The organism is Shewanella sp. P1-14-1, from assembly GCF_001401775.1.
GTDB lineage: Bacteria > Pseudomonadota > Gammaproteobacteria > Enterobacterales > Shewanellaceae > Shewanella > Shewanella japonica.
Genome location: NZ_LKTL01000019.1, coordinates 1 through 15,825, shown reverse-complemented (window position 1 = coordinate 15,825; position 15,825 = coordinate 1). Strand labels below are relative to the sequence as shown.

At 44.0% G+C, this 15,825-nt stretch carries 18 protein-coding genes; 3 read left to right on the top strand and 15 right to left on the bottom strand.

Annotation, left to right across the window (positions count from 1 at the left end):
* Positions 1–6: 6 nt before the first annotated feature.
* From neuC to AN944_RS14250, 15 genes are all read right to left on the bottom strand, one after another.
* Entirely contained in the window at positions 7–1,197 is a 1,191-nt protein-coding gene (neuC, locus tag AN944_RS14320; protein WP_055025323.1) for a UDP-N-acetylglucosamine 2-epimerase, read from the bottom strand.
* Positions 1,198–1,256: 59 nt separating this feature from the next.
* Positions 1,257–2,402, bottom strand: a complete 1,146-nt coding sequence (locus tag AN944_RS14315) for a LegC family aminotransferase (RefSeq protein WP_055025322.1) — start codon at positions 2,400–2,402, stop codon at positions 1,257–1,259.
* A gap of 50 nt (positions 2,403–2,452) precedes the next feature.
* Entirely contained in the window at positions 2,453–3,643 is a 1,191-nt protein-coding gene (locus AN944_RS14310) for a UDP-N-acetylglucosamine 4,6-dehydratase (RefSeq protein WP_055025321.1), read from the bottom strand.
* A 43-nt stretch (positions 3,644–3,686) separates the two neighbouring features.
* Complete coding sequence (locus tag AN944_RS14305; protein WP_055025320.1) at positions 3,687–4,721, bottom strand: hypothetical protein; 1,035 nt, start codon at positions 4,719–4,721, stop codon at positions 3,687–3,689.
* Between the two features lie 17 nt (positions 4,722–4,738).
* On the bottom strand, positions 4,739–5,656 hold the full coding sequence (gene flgL, locus AN944_RS14300; protein WP_055025319.1) for a flagellar hook-associated protein FlgL: 918 nt from the start codon (positions 5,654–5,656) through the stop codon (positions 4,739–4,741).
* Between the two features lie 16 nt (positions 5,657–5,672).
* Positions 5,673–7,040, bottom strand: coding sequence for a flagellar hook-associated protein FlgK (gene flgK, locus AN944_RS14295; protein ID WP_055025318.1), 1,368 nt, complete (start codon positions 7,038–7,040; stop codon positions 5,673–5,675).
* Positions 7,041–7,098: 58 nt separating this feature from the next.
* Complete coding sequence (locus tag AN944_RS14290; RefSeq protein ID WP_055025317.1) at positions 7,099–7,575, bottom strand: rod-binding protein; 477 nt, start codon at positions 7,573–7,575, stop codon at positions 7,099–7,101.
* Positions 7,575–8,684, bottom strand: coding sequence for a flagellar basal body P-ring protein FlgI (locus AN944_RS14285; RefSeq protein ID WP_372036384.1), 1,110 nt, complete (start codon positions 8,682–8,684; stop codon positions 7,575–7,577). Before AN944_RS14285 ends, AN944_RS14290 begins: the two co-directional genes overlap by 1 nt.
* 115 nt (positions 8,685–8,799) lie before the next feature.
* Positions 8,800–9,462, bottom strand: a complete 663-nt coding sequence (gene flgH, locus AN944_RS14280; protein WP_055025315.1) for a flagellar basal body L-ring protein FlgH — start codon at positions 9,460–9,462, stop codon at positions 8,800–8,802.
* Between the two features lie 98 nt (positions 9,463–9,560).
* Positions 9,561–10,346 (bottom strand): flagellar basal-body rod protein FlgG, encoded by a 786-nt coding sequence (gene flgG / locus AN944_RS14275; protein WP_055025314.1) that lies wholly within the window; start codon positions 10,344–10,346, stop codon positions 9,561–9,563.
* A gap of 40 nt (positions 10,347–10,386) precedes the next feature.
* Complete coding sequence (locus AN944_RS14270; protein ID WP_055025313.1) at positions 10,387–11,121, bottom strand: flagellar basal body rod protein FlgF; 735 nt, start codon at positions 11,119–11,121, stop codon at positions 10,387–10,389.
* A gap of 9 nt (positions 11,122–11,130) precedes the next feature.
* Complete coding sequence (gene flgE / locus AN944_RS14265; protein WP_055025312.1) at positions 11,131–12,336, bottom strand: flagellar hook protein FlgE; 1,206 nt, start codon at positions 12,334–12,336, stop codon at positions 11,131–11,133.
* A 22-nt stretch (positions 12,337–12,358) separates the two neighbouring features.
* Positions 12,359–13,027 (bottom strand): flagellar hook capping FlgD N-terminal domain-containing protein, encoded by a 669-nt coding sequence (locus AN944_RS14260; protein ID WP_055025311.1) that lies wholly within the window; start codon positions 13,025–13,027, stop codon positions 12,359–12,361.
* Positions 13,027–13,446, bottom strand: coding sequence for a flagellar basal body rod protein FlgC (gene flgC, locus AN944_RS14255; protein ID WP_055025310.1), 420 nt, complete (start codon positions 13,444–13,446; stop codon positions 13,027–13,029). The genes AN944_RS14260 and flgC overlap by 1 nt, the downstream gene beginning before the upstream one ends.
* 8 nt (positions 13,447–13,454) lie before the next feature.
* Positions 13,455–13,805: a flagellar basal body rod protein FlgB gene (locus AN944_RS14250; protein WP_055025309.1), complete on the bottom strand. Its 351-nt coding sequence runs from the start codon at positions 13,803–13,805 to the stop codon at positions 13,455–13,457.
* Positions 13,806–13,960: 155 nt separating this feature from the next.
* Here AN944_RS14250 and flgA point away from each other — a divergent pair, with 155 nt between their 5' ends.
* The 3 genes from flgA to flgN all read left to right on the top strand — a co-directional run bounded on the left by flgA (position 13,961) and on the right by flgN (position 15,618).
* Complete coding sequence (gene flgA, locus AN944_RS14245) at positions 13,961–14,638, top strand: flagellar basal body P-ring formation chaperone FlgA (protein ID WP_225442148.1); 678 nt, start codon at positions 13,961–13,963, stop codon at positions 14,636–14,638.
* Between the two features lie 214 nt (positions 14,639–14,852).
* Positions 14,853–15,143 carry a flagellar biosynthesis anti-sigma factor FlgM gene (flgM, locus tag AN944_RS14240; protein WP_055025307.1) on the top strand — a complete coding sequence of 97 codons (291 nt, stop codon included), beginning with the start codon at positions 14,853–14,855 and terminating at the stop codon, positions 15,141–15,143.
* Positions 15,136–15,618 (top strand): flagellar export chaperone FlgN, encoded by a 483-nt coding sequence (flgN, locus tag AN944_RS14235; protein ID WP_055025306.1) that lies wholly within the window; start codon positions 15,136–15,138, stop codon positions 15,616–15,618. The genes flgM and flgN overlap by 8 nt, the downstream gene beginning before the upstream one ends.
* Positions 15,619–15,825: the final 207 nt, after the last annotated feature.

The following is a 15,825-nucleotide window of genomic DNA, read 5'->3' as shown; positions in this document are numbered from 1 at the left end:
TTAGTATTAATGCGGCTTGTGATCGTGAAAAACTTTTACAGGATTGAAATTGAGGCTTTTGATCATTTCAACAATCTCTTGGCTGGTATTTCCTTGTCCATATGGTTGTTGAATGATTTCACCTTGGAGTTTATAGCCATGAGCTAATGCATACTTGATTGTGCTGCAGATACTATTGACGTTGGGCTCACAGTTCAACACGCTTTTTGCTGCAATGCGCCCTAGCTGCCTACTACCAATATTCACGGTTGGAACGTCGAATATTGGCACTTCAATGATACCACTAGAAGAATTGCCGATGACGGCTGCAGCATGTTTTACTGCACTTAGATAGCGTACTTGACCTAAGGATTGAATCGCGTGAACTCTTAATGGGTTATCGCGGGCGTATTGCTCTAATAATGGGATAATAAGGCGTCCGCCATCATCCGCATTTGGGTAAGTTAAAATTACTTGGTAATCTGGAAAGGAGTCGAGTGAATCTAGAAGGGCTTGAAAGCTCGTTTCTGGTGATTCTTCTGCTAACGTCACTGGATGGTATGTGACTACGAAAAATGGACAGTTTAAGGTAAAGTTGAGCGAGTCCGATAGCTGGTTAATATTCATTAACTGGGTGCGTTTGATATGTTCGAGTCCTATTGCACCAACATTTTTTACTCTATCAGGAGACTCTCCGAGTTGAATAACTCGTTGACGATGGGCGTCATTGGAGGTGGCATGCAAATAGCTAAGTTTTGTTATCGCGTGACGAATAGCGTCATCATATGCTCCTTCGGTGATCTCGCCTCCATGTATATGCAATATGGGAATTTGCATTAGCATGGCTGTTTGAGCAGCAGCGAATGCTTCAAATCTATCGCCAAGAATCACTAAGACATCAGGTTGTAAACGGGCTAAGCTATCAGCAAAACCTATTATACCAAGACCGACACTTTTTGCCGTTCCCACTTTAGAATTTGAGGATAGTAATATTTCAACTTTTTCATCTATTGTAAATCCATCTTGTTCAATTTGTCGGTAAGTCTCACCAAATTCAGATGAACAATGCATACCTGAAACGAGTAGCTGTAATGTTAAGTCTACATCTTGTTGTATGTCTTTTAGTAGCCAAAATAGTAAGCCGTATTCAGCTCTTGTTCCCGTGAATACTGTGACATTTTTACTCGTGATTGTTTGACTTTGTAATGGAATATTCATCGAGAATAAATCTTTCCTATTTTACTTGTTTTCTGATTAAGGCTTCTAATTAACCAAAGTTAAAGTACGACTGGGCTGCTTGGTAAATTAACTAAGTGCGTCGCAAAGTGTTCAGAATTTGGCAAATCACCTCTAAGCGCATCTTGATACATAGGCAGGTGGTGCATTAATTGCCAAATGGGACGTGTCATCACGTTAGCATCATTAGTGTGTTTGAGTAGGTCGTTTCGTGCTTCTTTTGATGGGCAAATAACCGCATTTAGCCAATAGTTGGATTGAGCATAATGGGGCTCAAGAACGAACTGATAGTCACTATTTTTAAAGAAATTATAATAATGACTCGCGAGTGAGCGTTTTTGTTTGAGATGTTGTTTTAATACTTCCATTTGTGCGCAACCCAGCGCGGCGTTTAGATTTGGCATTCGATAATTAAAAGCTGCTTCATCATGAAAAAATTCATATGCATGCGCTGTTTTAGCTGTGGTTGTAATATGTTTTGCTCGGTCACCGGTTACTGTTGTTTTACATAGCACCGCGCCACCACCGCCCGTGGTAATAATCTTGTTACCGTTAAAACTAATGGCACCAAAATCTCCTATGGTTCCAGTATGTTTGGTTTTATAAAAAGAACCTAAACTTTCTGCTGCATCTTCTACGAGAGTAAGATGCCATTTTTGGCAAACGGTACTTAATTCATCTAATTCAACAGGGTGCCCAAAGGTGTGCATAGGTAATACAGCTCTGATAGGTTGGCGGCTTTGTTTATGGATGCAGCCTGTTTTAGTTAATAGGGCATTATCAGTTAAATATGCATCAACAGCTTTTGGGCATAAGCCTAAACTGATTGGTGATACATCCACAAAAATAGGTTTAGCTCCCATATGATGCAGCACATTACAGGTGGCGACAAAGGTAAGTGCTTGAGTGATGACAAGATCATCTCTTTGTACGTTGGCGATATATAACGCAGTGTGTAATGCTGCAGTACCATTTGTTGTTGCAACTACTTTTTGGGAACCTGTGTATGCTGCAATTTGGTGTTCAAATTGATCTACAAAATGCCCAATACTAGAAACAAAAGTACTTTCAAGGGTTTTGAGTACATATGCTTGTTCATTACCAGAGAAAGTGGGGGCATGAAGTGGGATAAAGTCATTAGTTTTATATGTGTCGCGAATAAATTCGATGATGGATGTTTGATTCATGACTTTTCCTGTTATTTTTGTAATGCCGCTGTTTCTCTCGAGATATGTACCTACATTTTACTGTCAAGGTACTTACCTTTGTCCTTATATTCAAAAGAAGGCAGCATGATAAAGAACAGCTTGACTAATTCATCCTTGCTCCATTTACGGGCTAATTTCATTTGTTGAATCTGTTGCTCAAATAGGGCTATTCGTTCAGGAGAGTAGATGGCTTCATTTTTAATGACTCCTAAGTTCTCATATTGCGACATATTCAGAGTTTCTTCCTTCGTATAAAACTCTTCAAAGTCTTTCTCTCCAGTCGTATCACTGGTAGTGAATAAACAAGGCCACTGTCCTTGTCTTGGCAAGGTTTTTACTAATTCGCGAGCTTCGTCTTCAGAGTTACACGGATAAGGAGTCATTTTGTGTTGCGCCAGAAATTTAGTCGCAATATCTGCAAATGATATAAGGTGTAATGCTTCATTTAGTTTTGGAAAGTAAATGTCACGATTCTCACCAAAAATACATGACATTAGACACAATTCTCCTGACTCTTGCGGAGTCACAAAGTAACGCTTTATATCATGAGGAGCGACAATGGGTTGGCTTTTGTGTAAGCGCTGGTTAAAACCGTGTAAAAGTGAGCCATCTGAAAAGGCAACGTTAGCAAAACGAGCCGTGGAAATGGAAATTTGTTCACTTCTTTTTAGTAGAAACATTTCCATAATTCGCTTGGAAGCTCCCATCATGTTGACAGGGTTCGCTGCTTTATCTGTCGATACGCAAAAGTACTTTTTCACCCCTGCATCTATTGATTGCTGAATGGTTTTGTCAGTATTAAATATATTGACATCAATCATACGCATTAAAGTAAAGGGGTCTTTCTCGCTACGAACATGCTTTAAGGCTGACAAGTTGAGCACATAGTCGTACTTTCCATCGGATTTAATAAAAGCGTCATATTCGATAGAACCAATATCAAGAGCAAAGGTTTGAAAATCCCCATCGATATACCCACAAGAACTGCGAAGATCCCTAACTAACTCAACGGTATTATTCTCACTGATATCGACAACATGTAATTTTTGAGGATTTCGTTTGAAAATTTCTTTAGTAACAGCTTGTCCAATAGACCCCGCCCCACCCAAAACGAGGAATTTAGCATGAGAGACGATATGTTTTAACGCTTGTTTATGCTTAAGCATATCAGATTCCAGTAAAGGGGCGCGGCGTCCAATTAGTGATAAAATTTGTGTCATAAACCTTAACCCTTCATATCTCTTCGTTGAGTGAATATATTGATTACTTTTTGTTACTAGTAAGAAGTGAAGATACATGGTCACGGCTGACATTAGCTTGCGCCATTAAGGACGTCACCTGGGCAGAAAAAGGTGTAGGCTGCATCAGCTCTTTGAGTTTAGCCATGTTGTTATCAAGGTTGCCATGAAGTTGTTCTTGGTAGTTAGTTCGCTTTAATTGCTGCTGCACTTTTTGTTTGCTGCTGCGTAACTCCATCAACTGTTGAGTCACTTTTTGCTGAGTTTTAGCAATTTTAGCCTGTGTTTGTTTAATGTCTTCGGGCTTATCGAAGCGCCACTCTTTTGGATCTTGCCAAGATAATATCTCTACCACTTTTACTGTGCGAGCTTCGCCAGCTGGCAGGCGTTGTCCTTGGCCTGACATCAGTAAACCCGCTTGTATCTGTTGCCATTCACTATGTTCACTGCTGAGCATAGCTGAATCTCGTGCAGGTGCTTGTACCGTTATCCCAATGTCTTTTAAAGCATGAGTCAGTTGCTTGGCTAAGTACTGGCTATTTTGATGCGCGGGTAATAACGCACTTGCAGCTTGATTTCCATATTGCACGGTAATGCGTTCATCACGGGTTTTTACCCCAATTAAATCAACCGACTTTAGTTGAAAGAAATGCTTAGCTGCTGGGCGCTGGTTATTGATTAAGTTCAGTTGGTGATCAACTAACGGTTGCTGTTGATAACTGATATCGAGTGTTGCTAGTTGTTGTTGGAGTTGCTTTGCGGTATCAGATTGTTGTTCTGACAGACCATGCTGCAAAGAGGCATTACTGAGAGGAACTTGCAGTTTTTTGAGTAATTGCGACACCTTTAGTAAGCCTTGCTCAGCCACTTGATTGGCTGAAATAGCATGTTGACCTTGAGTGACTTTCGCCCACTTTTGGTAGCTTGCTAATCTGTGGGTTGGAATCGAAGGCGCAGGTTTGGTTGTCGCTGGCTGTGAGCTTGGCACAGCGGTAGGTGCTGGCGCAACCGTTTGGTTGCGCTGCAATACATTGAGACTCTCGGAAATACCTTTAAGCATGGATTTGGTTAACTAACTTACATGTGGTTGAACAATGATAACTGACTTACCTGCACAAAAGACTGTTGCGTCACCTGTAATGTGGTCAACTTCAAATTAAACTCAGCTGTGGCTTGAGCGTAATCTAAGCCTTCGGTTTCACCGATGACTTCTTCGCTGAATAAAATGCGCTCTGTGTGAGTTGTTTGCATCAAACTAAGGGCATTTTGTTTACCACCAATATCAGTAATAGCGCCGCTAATGCTTGCTAAAGAGTCATCTAATGTCGCTAACATATCTTCAGCTGCTTGCCTAAAATCATCATCGCCAGGACTTAAATCTGGGTCATTCAGTACGTCGATGAATTGCTTGGTTTGATTCAGGATATCAGTGCCGCCTGATGAGAATAAAAATTCTTGAGCAGTCACGTTACCCGTCATCCAAGCTGAGCCGGATATCTGTACTTCTCGGTGGCCATCATCGCCTTGATAAAAATAGTTACCATCAGCATCAATACCGATAGGAGCTGTCCCTGTCTCGTTACCTGAAAACAGGTAGTTTCCGCCGTCATCTTTTGCATTAACCACATCCACAAATGACTCTAATAATTCACTTAGCTCGGCAGCGTAAGCGGCTCTATCTTCAGGAGATAGCGCACCGTTATTGGCACCGATGGTGATTTCGCGCATCCGCATTTGCAGGTTAGTCATGCTTGAAAGGTAGGTTTCAGAGCGATCTAAACTGGTACTAAGTGATTCAGTGTTTTGTAAGTATTGCGATGTAGACGCTAAATCTCGCTGGGTTGTGATGACCTTAGCCATGCCAATAGGATCATCTGAAGGACGCAAAATGGACTTACCTGTGGCCATTTGTTGATTCACTCTAGCCACATCACTGGTGAGGTTTTGCATGCTTTGTAGGTTTTGGCTGTACATATTCATCATGCTAACGCGCATTACAGAATTCCTTCAGTTAGATAGACATTAAAAGCGTTTGGAACAATTGATCAGCGGTAGAGATGACCTTGGCATTGGCTTGATAAGATTGTTGATAAATAATCAGATTCACCCCTTCTTCATCCATGCTGACGCCACTGGTACTCGCCCATTGTGATTGCGCTTCCATTTGCAGTTTTAATGCCGTGTCCTGGGCCATTTGCGCTTGGCGAGAGGCTGAGCCGAGTTGACCGACTTTACTGGCATAAACATCACCCATAGTGGTCGTGACACCCATAGACTCGAACGTAAACTCGGTATTGGCGAGTTCTAATATGTCTTTTAAGTTGTCGTTATCACCGGGTGTACCATCCTTACCAAATGCCAGCATTTCAGCGGTAAAGCCGTCACTGATTTTGATGGTGCCCGCAGGGTTACTCGGGTCGTAAGTGAATAAATCCAGGGTCGGCTTTTCGCCGTTAAGGTCCGTACCTTCGCGCAATACTGCATTAAACTCGTCAGCGACGGTTTGTGCGAGTTCGTTAATAAACGCCATTGACTCAGCTAAGCTGGTATCACGGTAATCGAGTAATGCTCCAAAGCTACCTCCGGCGGTTTCATCAATCGGAAAACTGGAGTTACCAAACTGGATACTGACCTTAGATAATTGTGGGTTATCAGGATCTGGCTGAGTTGATAGCGTTGAAGACTGAGTGCCAGAAACCAACGGCTGTCCTTGAGCCAATGAGATGTTCTTCATCCCTTGAGAATCTTCAACGACGCGGATATCAACAATCACGGCTAAGTCATCAATCGCAGCATCGCGCGCATCAAGTAACGACAGCGGTGGATTACTTCCTGATGATTGGATTTCTGCATTAAAGCTGGCAATCGTCTCAAGCAAAGCATTGATTTCTTTAGTTGAGGCGTTAATTTGTCCTTCGACCTGCTTAAGCTGTGAGTCGATACCGTCACTGATAGAATTGAATCTTTGGGTCAAGGCACGAGATTCATTTAATACACTCTGACGATGGGCAATTTCATTGGGTTGCTCCATAGCTGAGTTGAGCGAAGCGAACAATAAATCTAAACCAGCGGAAATGTTATTGCCCTCAGAACCAAATATTTGCTCGGCTTGAGTGTAATAACTGGCTTGAACACTGGTAAAGCCGACATCACTGGTGGTTTTCCACAGTTGCGCCACTTCATACTGATCTGAAATACGACGAACACCGTCAACCATGACCCCCATTCCGCTACCGTAAGCACTGCTGCCTACAGAACTCATCAATACAGATTGGCGTGAATAGCCTGGTACCATTGCATTGGCAATGTTATTTGATGTGGCATTGAGTGCTGCCATACTGGCATTAATGCCTGACATCCCAATATTGAGCATGCTCATATCTAATCCTCATGTCACAGCGTCGAACCCTGTCGATATTGCGAATTGTTCGCCGCTGTTATTTGTTCGGTTTGGCCATTAGTGGAATATTTAACGCTGGCTGCATGGCTGTTGTGTTCACAGTCATCATTGAACTGTGTTCAGTTTTTGCAGGTATTTGCGCGCTGGTATTCTCAACTTGAGTGACGTGTTCAGTATGGTTATTAGAAGCGACACTATCAGGAGCCGACTTAAGCCCAGCGGACAATTGTTTTGTCATTACGCTAGCAAGGCCGGTGCTTTGTAGCTGACTTAATCGACCCGCCAATTCAGCATCATGCCAGTCTCGGTACATGCCATCATTTTGAGATGATAATGGACTGTCTTTATCGGCCATGACATCAGATGCCGAGCGCATTTGTTTGAGCACTGTCTGTAAAAATTGGGCTTCAAATTGCTGGCTCACCAGCTCTAAAGCACCGTGTTCACCATTGGCTTCGATTAAGTCTTTTGCATTGAGGTTATTCAGATAACCGTGGTTATTATCTAATTTCATTAAATCACCACTAATTCAGCTTCTAATGCGCCAGCTTCATTAAGCGCTTGCAGGATTGCCATTAAGTCCATTGGTGAGGCGCCTAAGCTATTGACTGCTCTTACAACATCATTGAGTGCAATGCCTTCTGGCCACACAAACATATGCCCATCGCCCGTATCAATATCTATATCACTGTCACTACCAACCACAGTTTGACCTTGCCCTTGGCCTATAAACGGCGCATTGGGCTGGCTGACAAATTCCTGCTCGACAATGGAAACGACTAAGTTACCGTGGCTGACTGCTGCTTTTCTAACAACGACATTGCCACCCATCACTACTGTGCCTGTACGGCTGTTAAACACTACGCGGGGGGATTTTCGCCCTTGTTCAATTTGCAGCTCTTCAAGGATAGACATAAAGGTCACACGCTCACGATTTGATTCAGGCGCACGAACTAAAACCTTAGCGCTGCTATCGGCTTCTGCGACATCAGGGCCAAATAACTCATTCACAGCTCGCTCAATATTGCGGGCAGTTTTAAAACTGGGATCGCGCAGGTTAAGGACAATGTGTTCGGTTTCGTTAAAGTTACTGTGGATCTCTGCCTCTAGCAGCGCACCGTTAGGAATTGCCCCTACGGTCGGGGTATTAATAGTCAAAGACGTACCGTTGCGACCTTGAGCTGAAATGCCGCCAACGACCAAGTTACCTTGTGCCACGGCATATACTTCACCATCGACAGCACGTAGCGGGGTCATCAGTAAGCTGCCGCCACGTAAACTTTTTGCATCACCCAAAGATGACACGGTCACATCAATGGTTTGGCCCGCACTTGCCAGTGGTGGAATAGTGGCATGTACAGCGACCGCTGCGACATTTTTCAATTTAGGGTCGGTTCTATCATCAATTTGCACGCCAAACTGCTTGAGCATATTAACGATAGATTGGCTGGTAAAGCGCACTTGGTTACGGTCTCCGGTGCCATCGAGCCCCACAACTAAACCGTATCCTACGAGTTGGTTATCACGGATACCTTGCACATCAACAATATCCATCAAATAACGATTTTGAATGGCTTGTTCTGTTTGCGGTGCAGCAGTGGTTTGAAATGACAAAATAGTCATTAACACGCTCGCAAAAAATGCGATAGCTTGTTTCATTTAACGCTCCATGCCTGCACGAATTGGCAGGCACTAACAAAAGTAAACTGGATGAGATGACGCTGTGCAAGTCGTGTCATTACAGCGGAAACCAAGGGCTATTAAAGTATCGAGACGCCCAACCCATTTGGTTACTGTCTGAAATTGCACCCTGACCGCCATAGATAATTCTGGCATCAGCAATACGTTGAGATGAAATAGTATTGTCGTTGCCAATGTCATCGGTGCGGATCAGTCCGAGTAATCTAAGGTACTCATCACCTTGGTTCAGCCTGAGCCATTTCTCGCCTCGAATGAGCAAGGCGCCGTTAGGTAACACTTTGGCGACCGTGACAGTAATGGAACCGGTTAATTGGTTTTGTTGAGTGCTTGAACCTGTGCCGTTAAATGAACGTCCCGTATCTGCGCCACCGCTGCCAGCAAAACTGCTGTTGCCTGACGAGCCTTGTGCGCCAATAGACATCGAGCTTTCTTTATTGGTTTTGGTATCAGCTTTTTTGCTCGAATAAGTTTTTTCATCCAGTGACACAGTGAGGATATCGCCTTCACGAAATGCCCGTTTATCTTTAAAAAGTGTCAACATATAACCTTGACGATAAACACTACCATTACTGGCTTCTGGCAAGCTGTAATCAATTTCTGGGGGAGCCCACTCTGGCTTACCCGGTGCCGTTTCTGGCTCAGGAAGGTGAGATGCACAACCCGATAGCAGTAGTACTATCGCAATCCAGCTATGTCGCATAATATTCCTTGTCGAGACGAAGTTAACCTGACCATGAGTCAAAGTATTACAAGGGTATTGAGCAAGGTTATGCCTTGCTCAATACCTGTCGTGAGTGTTTACAGTGCTTGGTTTAAGAATTTGAGCATGTCATCTGATGAGGACACGACTTTGGCATTCATTTCATAGGCACGTTGAGTCGAGATCATTTCAACCATCTCTTCAACAACATTAACGTTGGCACCTTCAAGAGAACCTTGGCGAATTTGGCCAATAGCTTGATCGCCTGCAACCCCTTCAATCGCTGCACCAGATGCGCCTGTTTCACGATATAAGTTGTCTCCGCGCGCCTCTAAACCAGCAGGGTTGGTGAAGTTAACTAAGGTGATTTGGCCTAATTCTTGTGCTTCGGCTTGGCCCGCCATTTGTGCAGACACTTGGCCGTCTGATGCAATGGTTACGGTTAACGCATCTTCCGGAATTTCGATATTGGGTACTAAAGGCAAACCTTGTGATGTCACCATTAAGCCGTCGCTACTACGGAAAAATTGGCCATCACGGGTATAACCTAAGTCACCATTTGCTTCTTCGATTTGGAAGAAACCTTGGCCTTGAATCGCCATGTCTAGCTGTTGGCCTGTAGTGAGAATATCGCCTGTGGTAAATACTTTTTGGGTACCAGCGACACGGGTACCTGTACCTAGTTGTAATCCAGAAGGTAATTCATTTTGCTCATCAACTTGGCCGCCAGGCTGGCGTTGTACTTGATAAAACAAATCGTTAAATGCCACACGGTCACGCTTAAAACCTGTGGTGTTAACGTTAGCCAAGTTGTTGGCAATGGTGGTCATTTTAGTGTCTTGAGCACTAAGGCCCGTTTTACTTACCCATAATGCAGATTGCATGATGTGATTCCTTTTATTTTATTCTGTCATGCGTGTTTTGTTATGCATCACGCATTAAACGATTGCCTGATTCAGCCAGTTTCTCGGCGCTTTGCATCAGTTTCACTTGCACTTCAAATTGGCGGCTTAAGTCCATTGACGCTATGAGTTCGTTTACCGCTTTAACATTACTGGCCTCAAGAAAGCCGCTACGCACTAGCACTTCATCGTCTGCGGCTAATGGCATTCCATCGTTACTGTAAAACAGTCCATCTTGGCCTTTTCGAATTTGCTGTAAGTCTGGGTTAACCAGTTTTAGCTGACCGACTTCTTCGGTAATGTTGCCTGTGTCGGCAACGATACTGATGCGACCATCATCACCAATGAATAGCTCTCGGTATTCCGGTAGCACGATTGGACCATCAACGCCTGCGACAGGGCGACCATCTATGGTTAATTGCCCCGCAGCATCAGGCACGACGACACCAGAGCGGGTATAAGCTTCTCCATCAGGTGTCATCACGCTAAATAGACCGCCATCATTGATGGCTAAATCCAATGTTCTGCCTGTTGGGTTGAGGACACCTGCCTGTTGGCTAAAGCCGCTACTTTCAGTTTGCGCTAAGACTCGAGTGTGTAAGCTATTACCTGTGGGGGTGACCACTTTGGCATTCACACGCTCAAGATCTGCCTTAAAGCCAGTGGTATCAGCATTTGCCAGGTTGTTGGCTCTGATAGCTTGGGCTTCCATGACTCTGGTCGCGCCTGTTGCAGCGGTATACAGCATCTTATCCATGGTTCAGCCTTAAATAACGTTTAGTAATGCTTGCTGCATAGTCGAGTTGGCATCTAACACTTTGGCGTTTGACTGGTAGTTTCGCTGGGCTGTCATTAAGTTAACCATTTCAGCGGTGTTATCGACATTTGAGCTTTCTAGGTAACCTGCATTAATTGACCCTAAGGTGCCTGTTGTTGGCGTGCCAATCATTGGTTGGCCCGCTGAGTTAGTGGCAACCCACGCATTTTGACCTACAGGGCTTAAACCATTTGGGTTGTTGAAATCGGCTAATACCACTTGCCCTTGAAGTTGCTCTTCACCATTGGTGTAAGTGCCGTACAAGTTACCGCCATCGTCAAGGCGAATACCGTTAAGCTCACCTGATGTGTAACCGTTTTGGCTTAGGCTTGAGTTGTTATAGTCAGAAGCGTATTGGGTGCTTTTATCAAAGCTGAGTGCCAATACCATTGCGGCTGCACCGCCAGTAATATCTCGTGGGATGTCTAATTCAAAATCAGCGCCAGCAGTCAGTAAACCGTTTTCATCAAATGACAGTTGATGACCCGCAGCTGGCGTAATATCTTCATCGCCCATCACATAGTGAACTGACCACTCATTGTCATCCGTTTTAACAAAGTATTGCGTTAGTGCGTGCTCATTACCTTGTGAATCATAGGTCGTCACAGTACTTGAAGAGTGATACGTCGATGCATCATCTTTATCAAACGGAGTGTCAGTTTGGTCGATTGCATCGACTCGAGAGTCGAGGTTAGACACTAAGCTAATGGTACTGGTTGCTGAAGCAGGTAATGAGCCTGCTTGTATTTGTAAGTCTGTGACATTACCGTTTTGTAATTGCCCGCCAGGTCCGACACTGTAACCTTGTAAACGGTTACCCGCTGGATCGGTTACATAGCCATTGGCATCTTGATTGAACATACCTGCACGTGAGTACATGGTGCTGCCATCTTGACCGCTAAGAACAAAGAATCCATCACCTTGAATTCCCATATCAAGTTGACGACCTGTGTACGCAAGGCTGCCTGCCATCGAGAAGTTTTGGCTAGTCGACATGGTATTTACACCGCCAGGTTGGCCACCATTGTAAACGGCTGCAAATTCGCTACGGCCACTACGGAAACCAACAGTAGAACCGTTAGCAATGTTGTTACTGATGGTGTTTAAGTCTTGTGTTGTTGCTTGTAAACCACTTAATGCGATATTGAACGACATGGTGTAATCCTATTAATTTTTGTTATGAGACTTCAGAGATTTCGAGAACAGAAACGGTGCCAAGCCCGTTACCTAATTCGGCCATCATGACGCCGGAAGCACTGACAAAGTGAACTTTTTCAATGGTTGCAGCGATGAAGGTATCTGCGGTTTCTGTAACATCATCAGCAGTGATATTGGCTTCGATACTGTATTCGCCAGCAGGCAAATCTAGGGCTTCTGGATCAATGGTAAAGGCCACATCACCAGGCTCTTGAGAACCTAACTCTAAGGTATGTACCACATCACCATTTTCATCGATGATATCGATACTGAGCTCTTCAACCGCATTACCTAGATAGACTTTGCCATCAACAGGTAAGCCGTCTATTTCAAGCTCTGATGCTGGCACCATGGCCGTTTTGCCTACAAGTTGCGCTGATTGCACAATGGCTAAATTTTCCATCATAACCATGCTGGTGGCTTGATTTGCGCGCATGTGCTCAAGACTTTCTACTTGTGAGAACTGTGCCAGTTGAGTGACGTACTCAGTGCCATCAATAGGGTTGGTAGGATCTTGATTTTGAATTTGCGCAATCATCAGGGTTAGAAATTCATTGCGGATAGATGAAGCATCATTGCCTGGTGAATTCATGACTTCTGTGGCAGTTGCAGCAGGGTCATTACTGGTTGTACTTGGGGTAACATTCATTATTTGTTTCCTAGCTGCAAGAGCCCTTGTTGCATAGAACGAGCACGGTTCATCACTTCTACATTGGTTTCAAATGAACGACTTGCTGCCATCATGTCAGCCATTTCTTCAACTGTGTTGACGTTTGAATAGGCGACATAACCGAGTTCGTCAGCAAAGGGATGATCAGGCTCGTATCGCATATCTAACGGAGCATCGGTTTCGACAATGGCGGCGATTTCAACTTGTGCACCAGCGGCTTTGCCTTCTTGGGTTTGGTTGTAGATCGTTGAGAAAACCGGCTTTAATGCACGATATGCATCATCAGGGTTTTCTGCCGCAGCACCTGAGTTAGCCAAGTTACTGGCCACGGTGTTTAAACGAATGGTTTGTGCGTGCATACCTGCACCCGCAATTTGGTATATTTCTCCAAATGACATATCAGTTCCTATTGTCCTTCGATAGCCGAGCGTAAGCCGGAAATTTTCATGTTCAAGAAGGTGAGACTCGTTTGATAATCCATGGCATTTTGCGAATACCTCGCCTGTTCTTTACCCAGCTCAACGGTATTGTGATCCGCAGAGCTTTGGTAAGGCACACGGTAGGCTGTTTGGTAGTCTCGACCGACATCCATTCCCGCATTGATTTGCGTCATGACAGCTTTGAAATCTAAATCCTTCGCTTTATAACCAGGAGTTTCAGCATTGGCTAAGTTACCCGCCAACATCTTGCTTCGCTCGACTCGAAAATCTAATGTTTGTGCGTGAATGCCTAAGGCGGTGTCGAGGTTGATAGCCATTAAAACTCCTAGTATGGTATGGACGATTTCAATATTTGCCTTGTCTATCCAATTAGTGTGCCAAAAGTTTAAAGCGAGTTTTATCAATGGTTTGTGACTATTTTAAAGATAAGATCGGAACGCTAGTTTCCTGTGTGACACTGGCGGCATCCTGTTTGCTTCCGCTGACAATACATGCGCAAGATCACAGCAATGCCACAGGGCAACTAAAGCAGTCTTTTACGCAAATGGTAGAAAAGGAACTAGCCAACTGGCAGCGACAAGCAGGGCTTGATGCCATCAAACACACGATTGATGTGCATTTACCTTCAGGGGCTGCTAACTTGCAGCAATGCCCAAACGCGCTTGTGATTAGCAGCGGTGCTAGATTGCCTTTTGGCAATGTTCAACGTCGAGTGACATGTGAATCATTAGGGTGGAGTTTATTTATTCGTGCTCGTGTTGATGTCACTGCCAATGTCCCTGTGGCAAATAGACCATTGGCAAGAGGCGAGCATATTTCTGCCAGTGATATTGAGCTGCAATGGCTTAAATTGACTCCAGCAGACCGAGATCTTATTACTCAAAAATCGCAATTAATCGGTCATCAAGTCAGCCACAAACTGCGTCGGTTCAGAGCGATTAAAACCAGCCAAGTGACTAATCCTCAATGGATTAATATTGGTGACCGGGTGATTATAGAAGCTAAAATGAATGGCTTTTATGCCAATATGCCAGGAGAAGCATTGGAGTCTGGCGGAGAAGGATCCACCATTCGAGTCCGCAATTTAAGTTCTGGTAAAATTATTCATGTTTACCCCACTGCGAAAGGCAGAGTGAAGACCTTATTTTAAGCAGGTCAAATAGACCCACTGACCTGCGAACTTTTCAGTCTTAGCTATCAAATTTCATGTTCAGTATTACAGCTCAAAGCTTGTCAACGTCCATAGGCTAAATTGCGCATCAATCCGCTTAAGTTATCAGGCTGATTTTATGATGATGATATTTTAGTTTTCTTGTTTATTAGCCGCCTTTAATAGATATCGACGACATATATGGTGAACCATTATGGATATCAACAAAATTTCTAGCGCAGTCACCGCTGACATGGGCACAACGAAAAGCAAATCCAATACCTCGCAACAGCATGAAGTTGCCGAGCTTAAAACACGGAAAATGCCTGTGCAAAGTACCGTGAGTGATGATTGGAAACTGATTGAAAAAAACCAGCCTAACCTAGCCAGTATGGACGACTTTGACGCCGCAAAAGTGGCTGAATTACGTCAAGCATTGCAAAACGGCACATTCAGTTTAGATGTGAAAAAAATAGCAGAGGCGATGAAGCAAAATCATGGGTAATCAAGTGGAACAATCACATCAAGGTTCGGCTGCACCAGTATCTAAGCGGGAGCAAGTACAAGGGTTATTGCGTGGAATAAGAGTGGATATTGATGGCTACAAACAGCTTCATGGCTTATTAATCCACCAACGTGAATTAATGAAACGCCGTGATAATGCTGGTTTAGCGTTGCATAATGAAGCGCAAACACAATTGTGTGAAAAGCTAATGGAGCGCGCTAAAAACCGCTCAAGAACCTTAGTTGCTTTAGGTTTTACGGGTAACAGCAAAGGTATGGAAGACCTCATCGCCCGACTGCCTCAAGCCAGCCAAAAACAAGTACTGTTATTGTGGCGCAACTTGGTTGATTTAGTAAAAGAAAGCCAACAGTTTAACGAAGAAAATGGCAAGTTGTTGGTCAGCCAACAAGAAGTGATTAACTCGTTATTGAACAAGCAACCAGAAAGTCAAAACGACTATGGGTATGCTAGGTAAAGGCTAACCTTTTTTGCTTCCAAAAAAGCGGATATTGCCCTTATCAAAAATCAAAATCGTGGCGCTTCGCCCACACCCGACGAAAGGGAAACAACAGCATTTCCCTTCTCGACATCCTTTGCCGCCCCTACGAAATTGCTCTGAAAAGCGAGCAAGCTTCATGCTTATTCGAAAATAGCTAACGCTTTAGATAGGCCATCCATGGCC

Excerpts from the sequence above, each read along its gene's own strand:
- neuC (WP_055025323.1), bottom strand. The coding sequence starts at position 1,197 with ATGAATATTCCATTACAAAGTCAAACAATCACGAGTAAAAATGTCACA.
- AN944_RS14315 (WP_055025322.1), bottom strand. The coding sequence starts at position 2,402 with ATGAATCAAACATCCATCATCGAATTTATTCGCGACACATATAAAACT.
- AN944_RS14310 (WP_055025321.1), bottom strand. The coding sequence starts at position 3,643 with ATGACACAAATTTTATCACTAATTGGACGCCGCGCCCCTTTACTGGAA.
- AN944_RS14305 (WP_055025320.1), bottom strand. The coding sequence starts at position 4,721 with ATGCTTAAAGGTATTTCCGAGAGTCTCAATGTATTGCAGCGCAACCAA.
- flgL (WP_055025319.1), bottom strand. The coding sequence starts at position 5,656 with ATGCGCGTTAGCATGATGAATATGTACAGCCAAAACCTACAAAGCATG.
- flgK (WP_055025318.1), bottom strand. The coding sequence starts at position 7,040 with ATGAGCATGCTCAATATTGGGATGTCAGGCATTAATGCCAGTATGGCA.
- AN944_RS14290 (WP_055025317.1), bottom strand. The coding sequence starts at position 7,575 with ATGAAATTAGATAATAACCACGGTTATCTGAATAACCTCAATGCAAAA.
- AN944_RS14285 (WP_372036384.1), bottom strand. The coding sequence starts at position 8,684 with ATGACTATTTTGTCATTTCAAACCACTGCTGCACCGCAAACAGAACAA.
- flgH (WP_055025315.1), bottom strand. The coding sequence starts at position 9,462 with ATGCGACATAGCTGGATTGCGATAGTACTACTGCTATCGGGTTGTGCA.
- flgG (WP_055025314.1), bottom strand. The coding sequence starts at position 10,346 with ATGCAATCTGCATTATGGGTAAGTAAAACGGGCCTTAGTGCTCAAGAC.
- AN944_RS14270 (WP_055025313.1), bottom strand. The coding sequence starts at position 11,121 with ATGGATAAGATGCTGTATACCGCTGCAACAGGCGCGACCAGAGTCATG.
- flgE (WP_055025312.1), bottom strand. The coding sequence starts at position 12,336 with ATGTCGTTCAATATCGCATTAAGTGGTTTACAAGCAACAACACAAGAC.
- AN944_RS14260 (WP_055025311.1), bottom strand. The coding sequence starts at position 13,027 with ATGAATGTTACCCCAAGTACAACCAGTAATGACCCTGCTGCAACTGCC.
- flgC (WP_055025310.1), bottom strand. The coding sequence starts at position 13,446 with ATGTCATTTGGAGAAATATACCAAATTGCGGGTGCAGGTATGCACGCA.
- AN944_RS14250 (WP_055025309.1), bottom strand. The coding sequence starts at position 13,805 with ATGGCTATCAACCTCGACACCGCCTTAGGCATTCACGCACAAACATTA.
- flgM (WP_055025307.1), top strand. The coding sequence starts at position 14,853 with ATGGATATCAACAAAATTTCTAGCGCAGTCACCGCTGACATGGGCACA.
- flgN (WP_055025306.1), top strand. The coding sequence starts at position 15,136 with ATGGGTAATCAAGTGGAACAATCACATCAAGGTTCGGCTGCACCAGTA.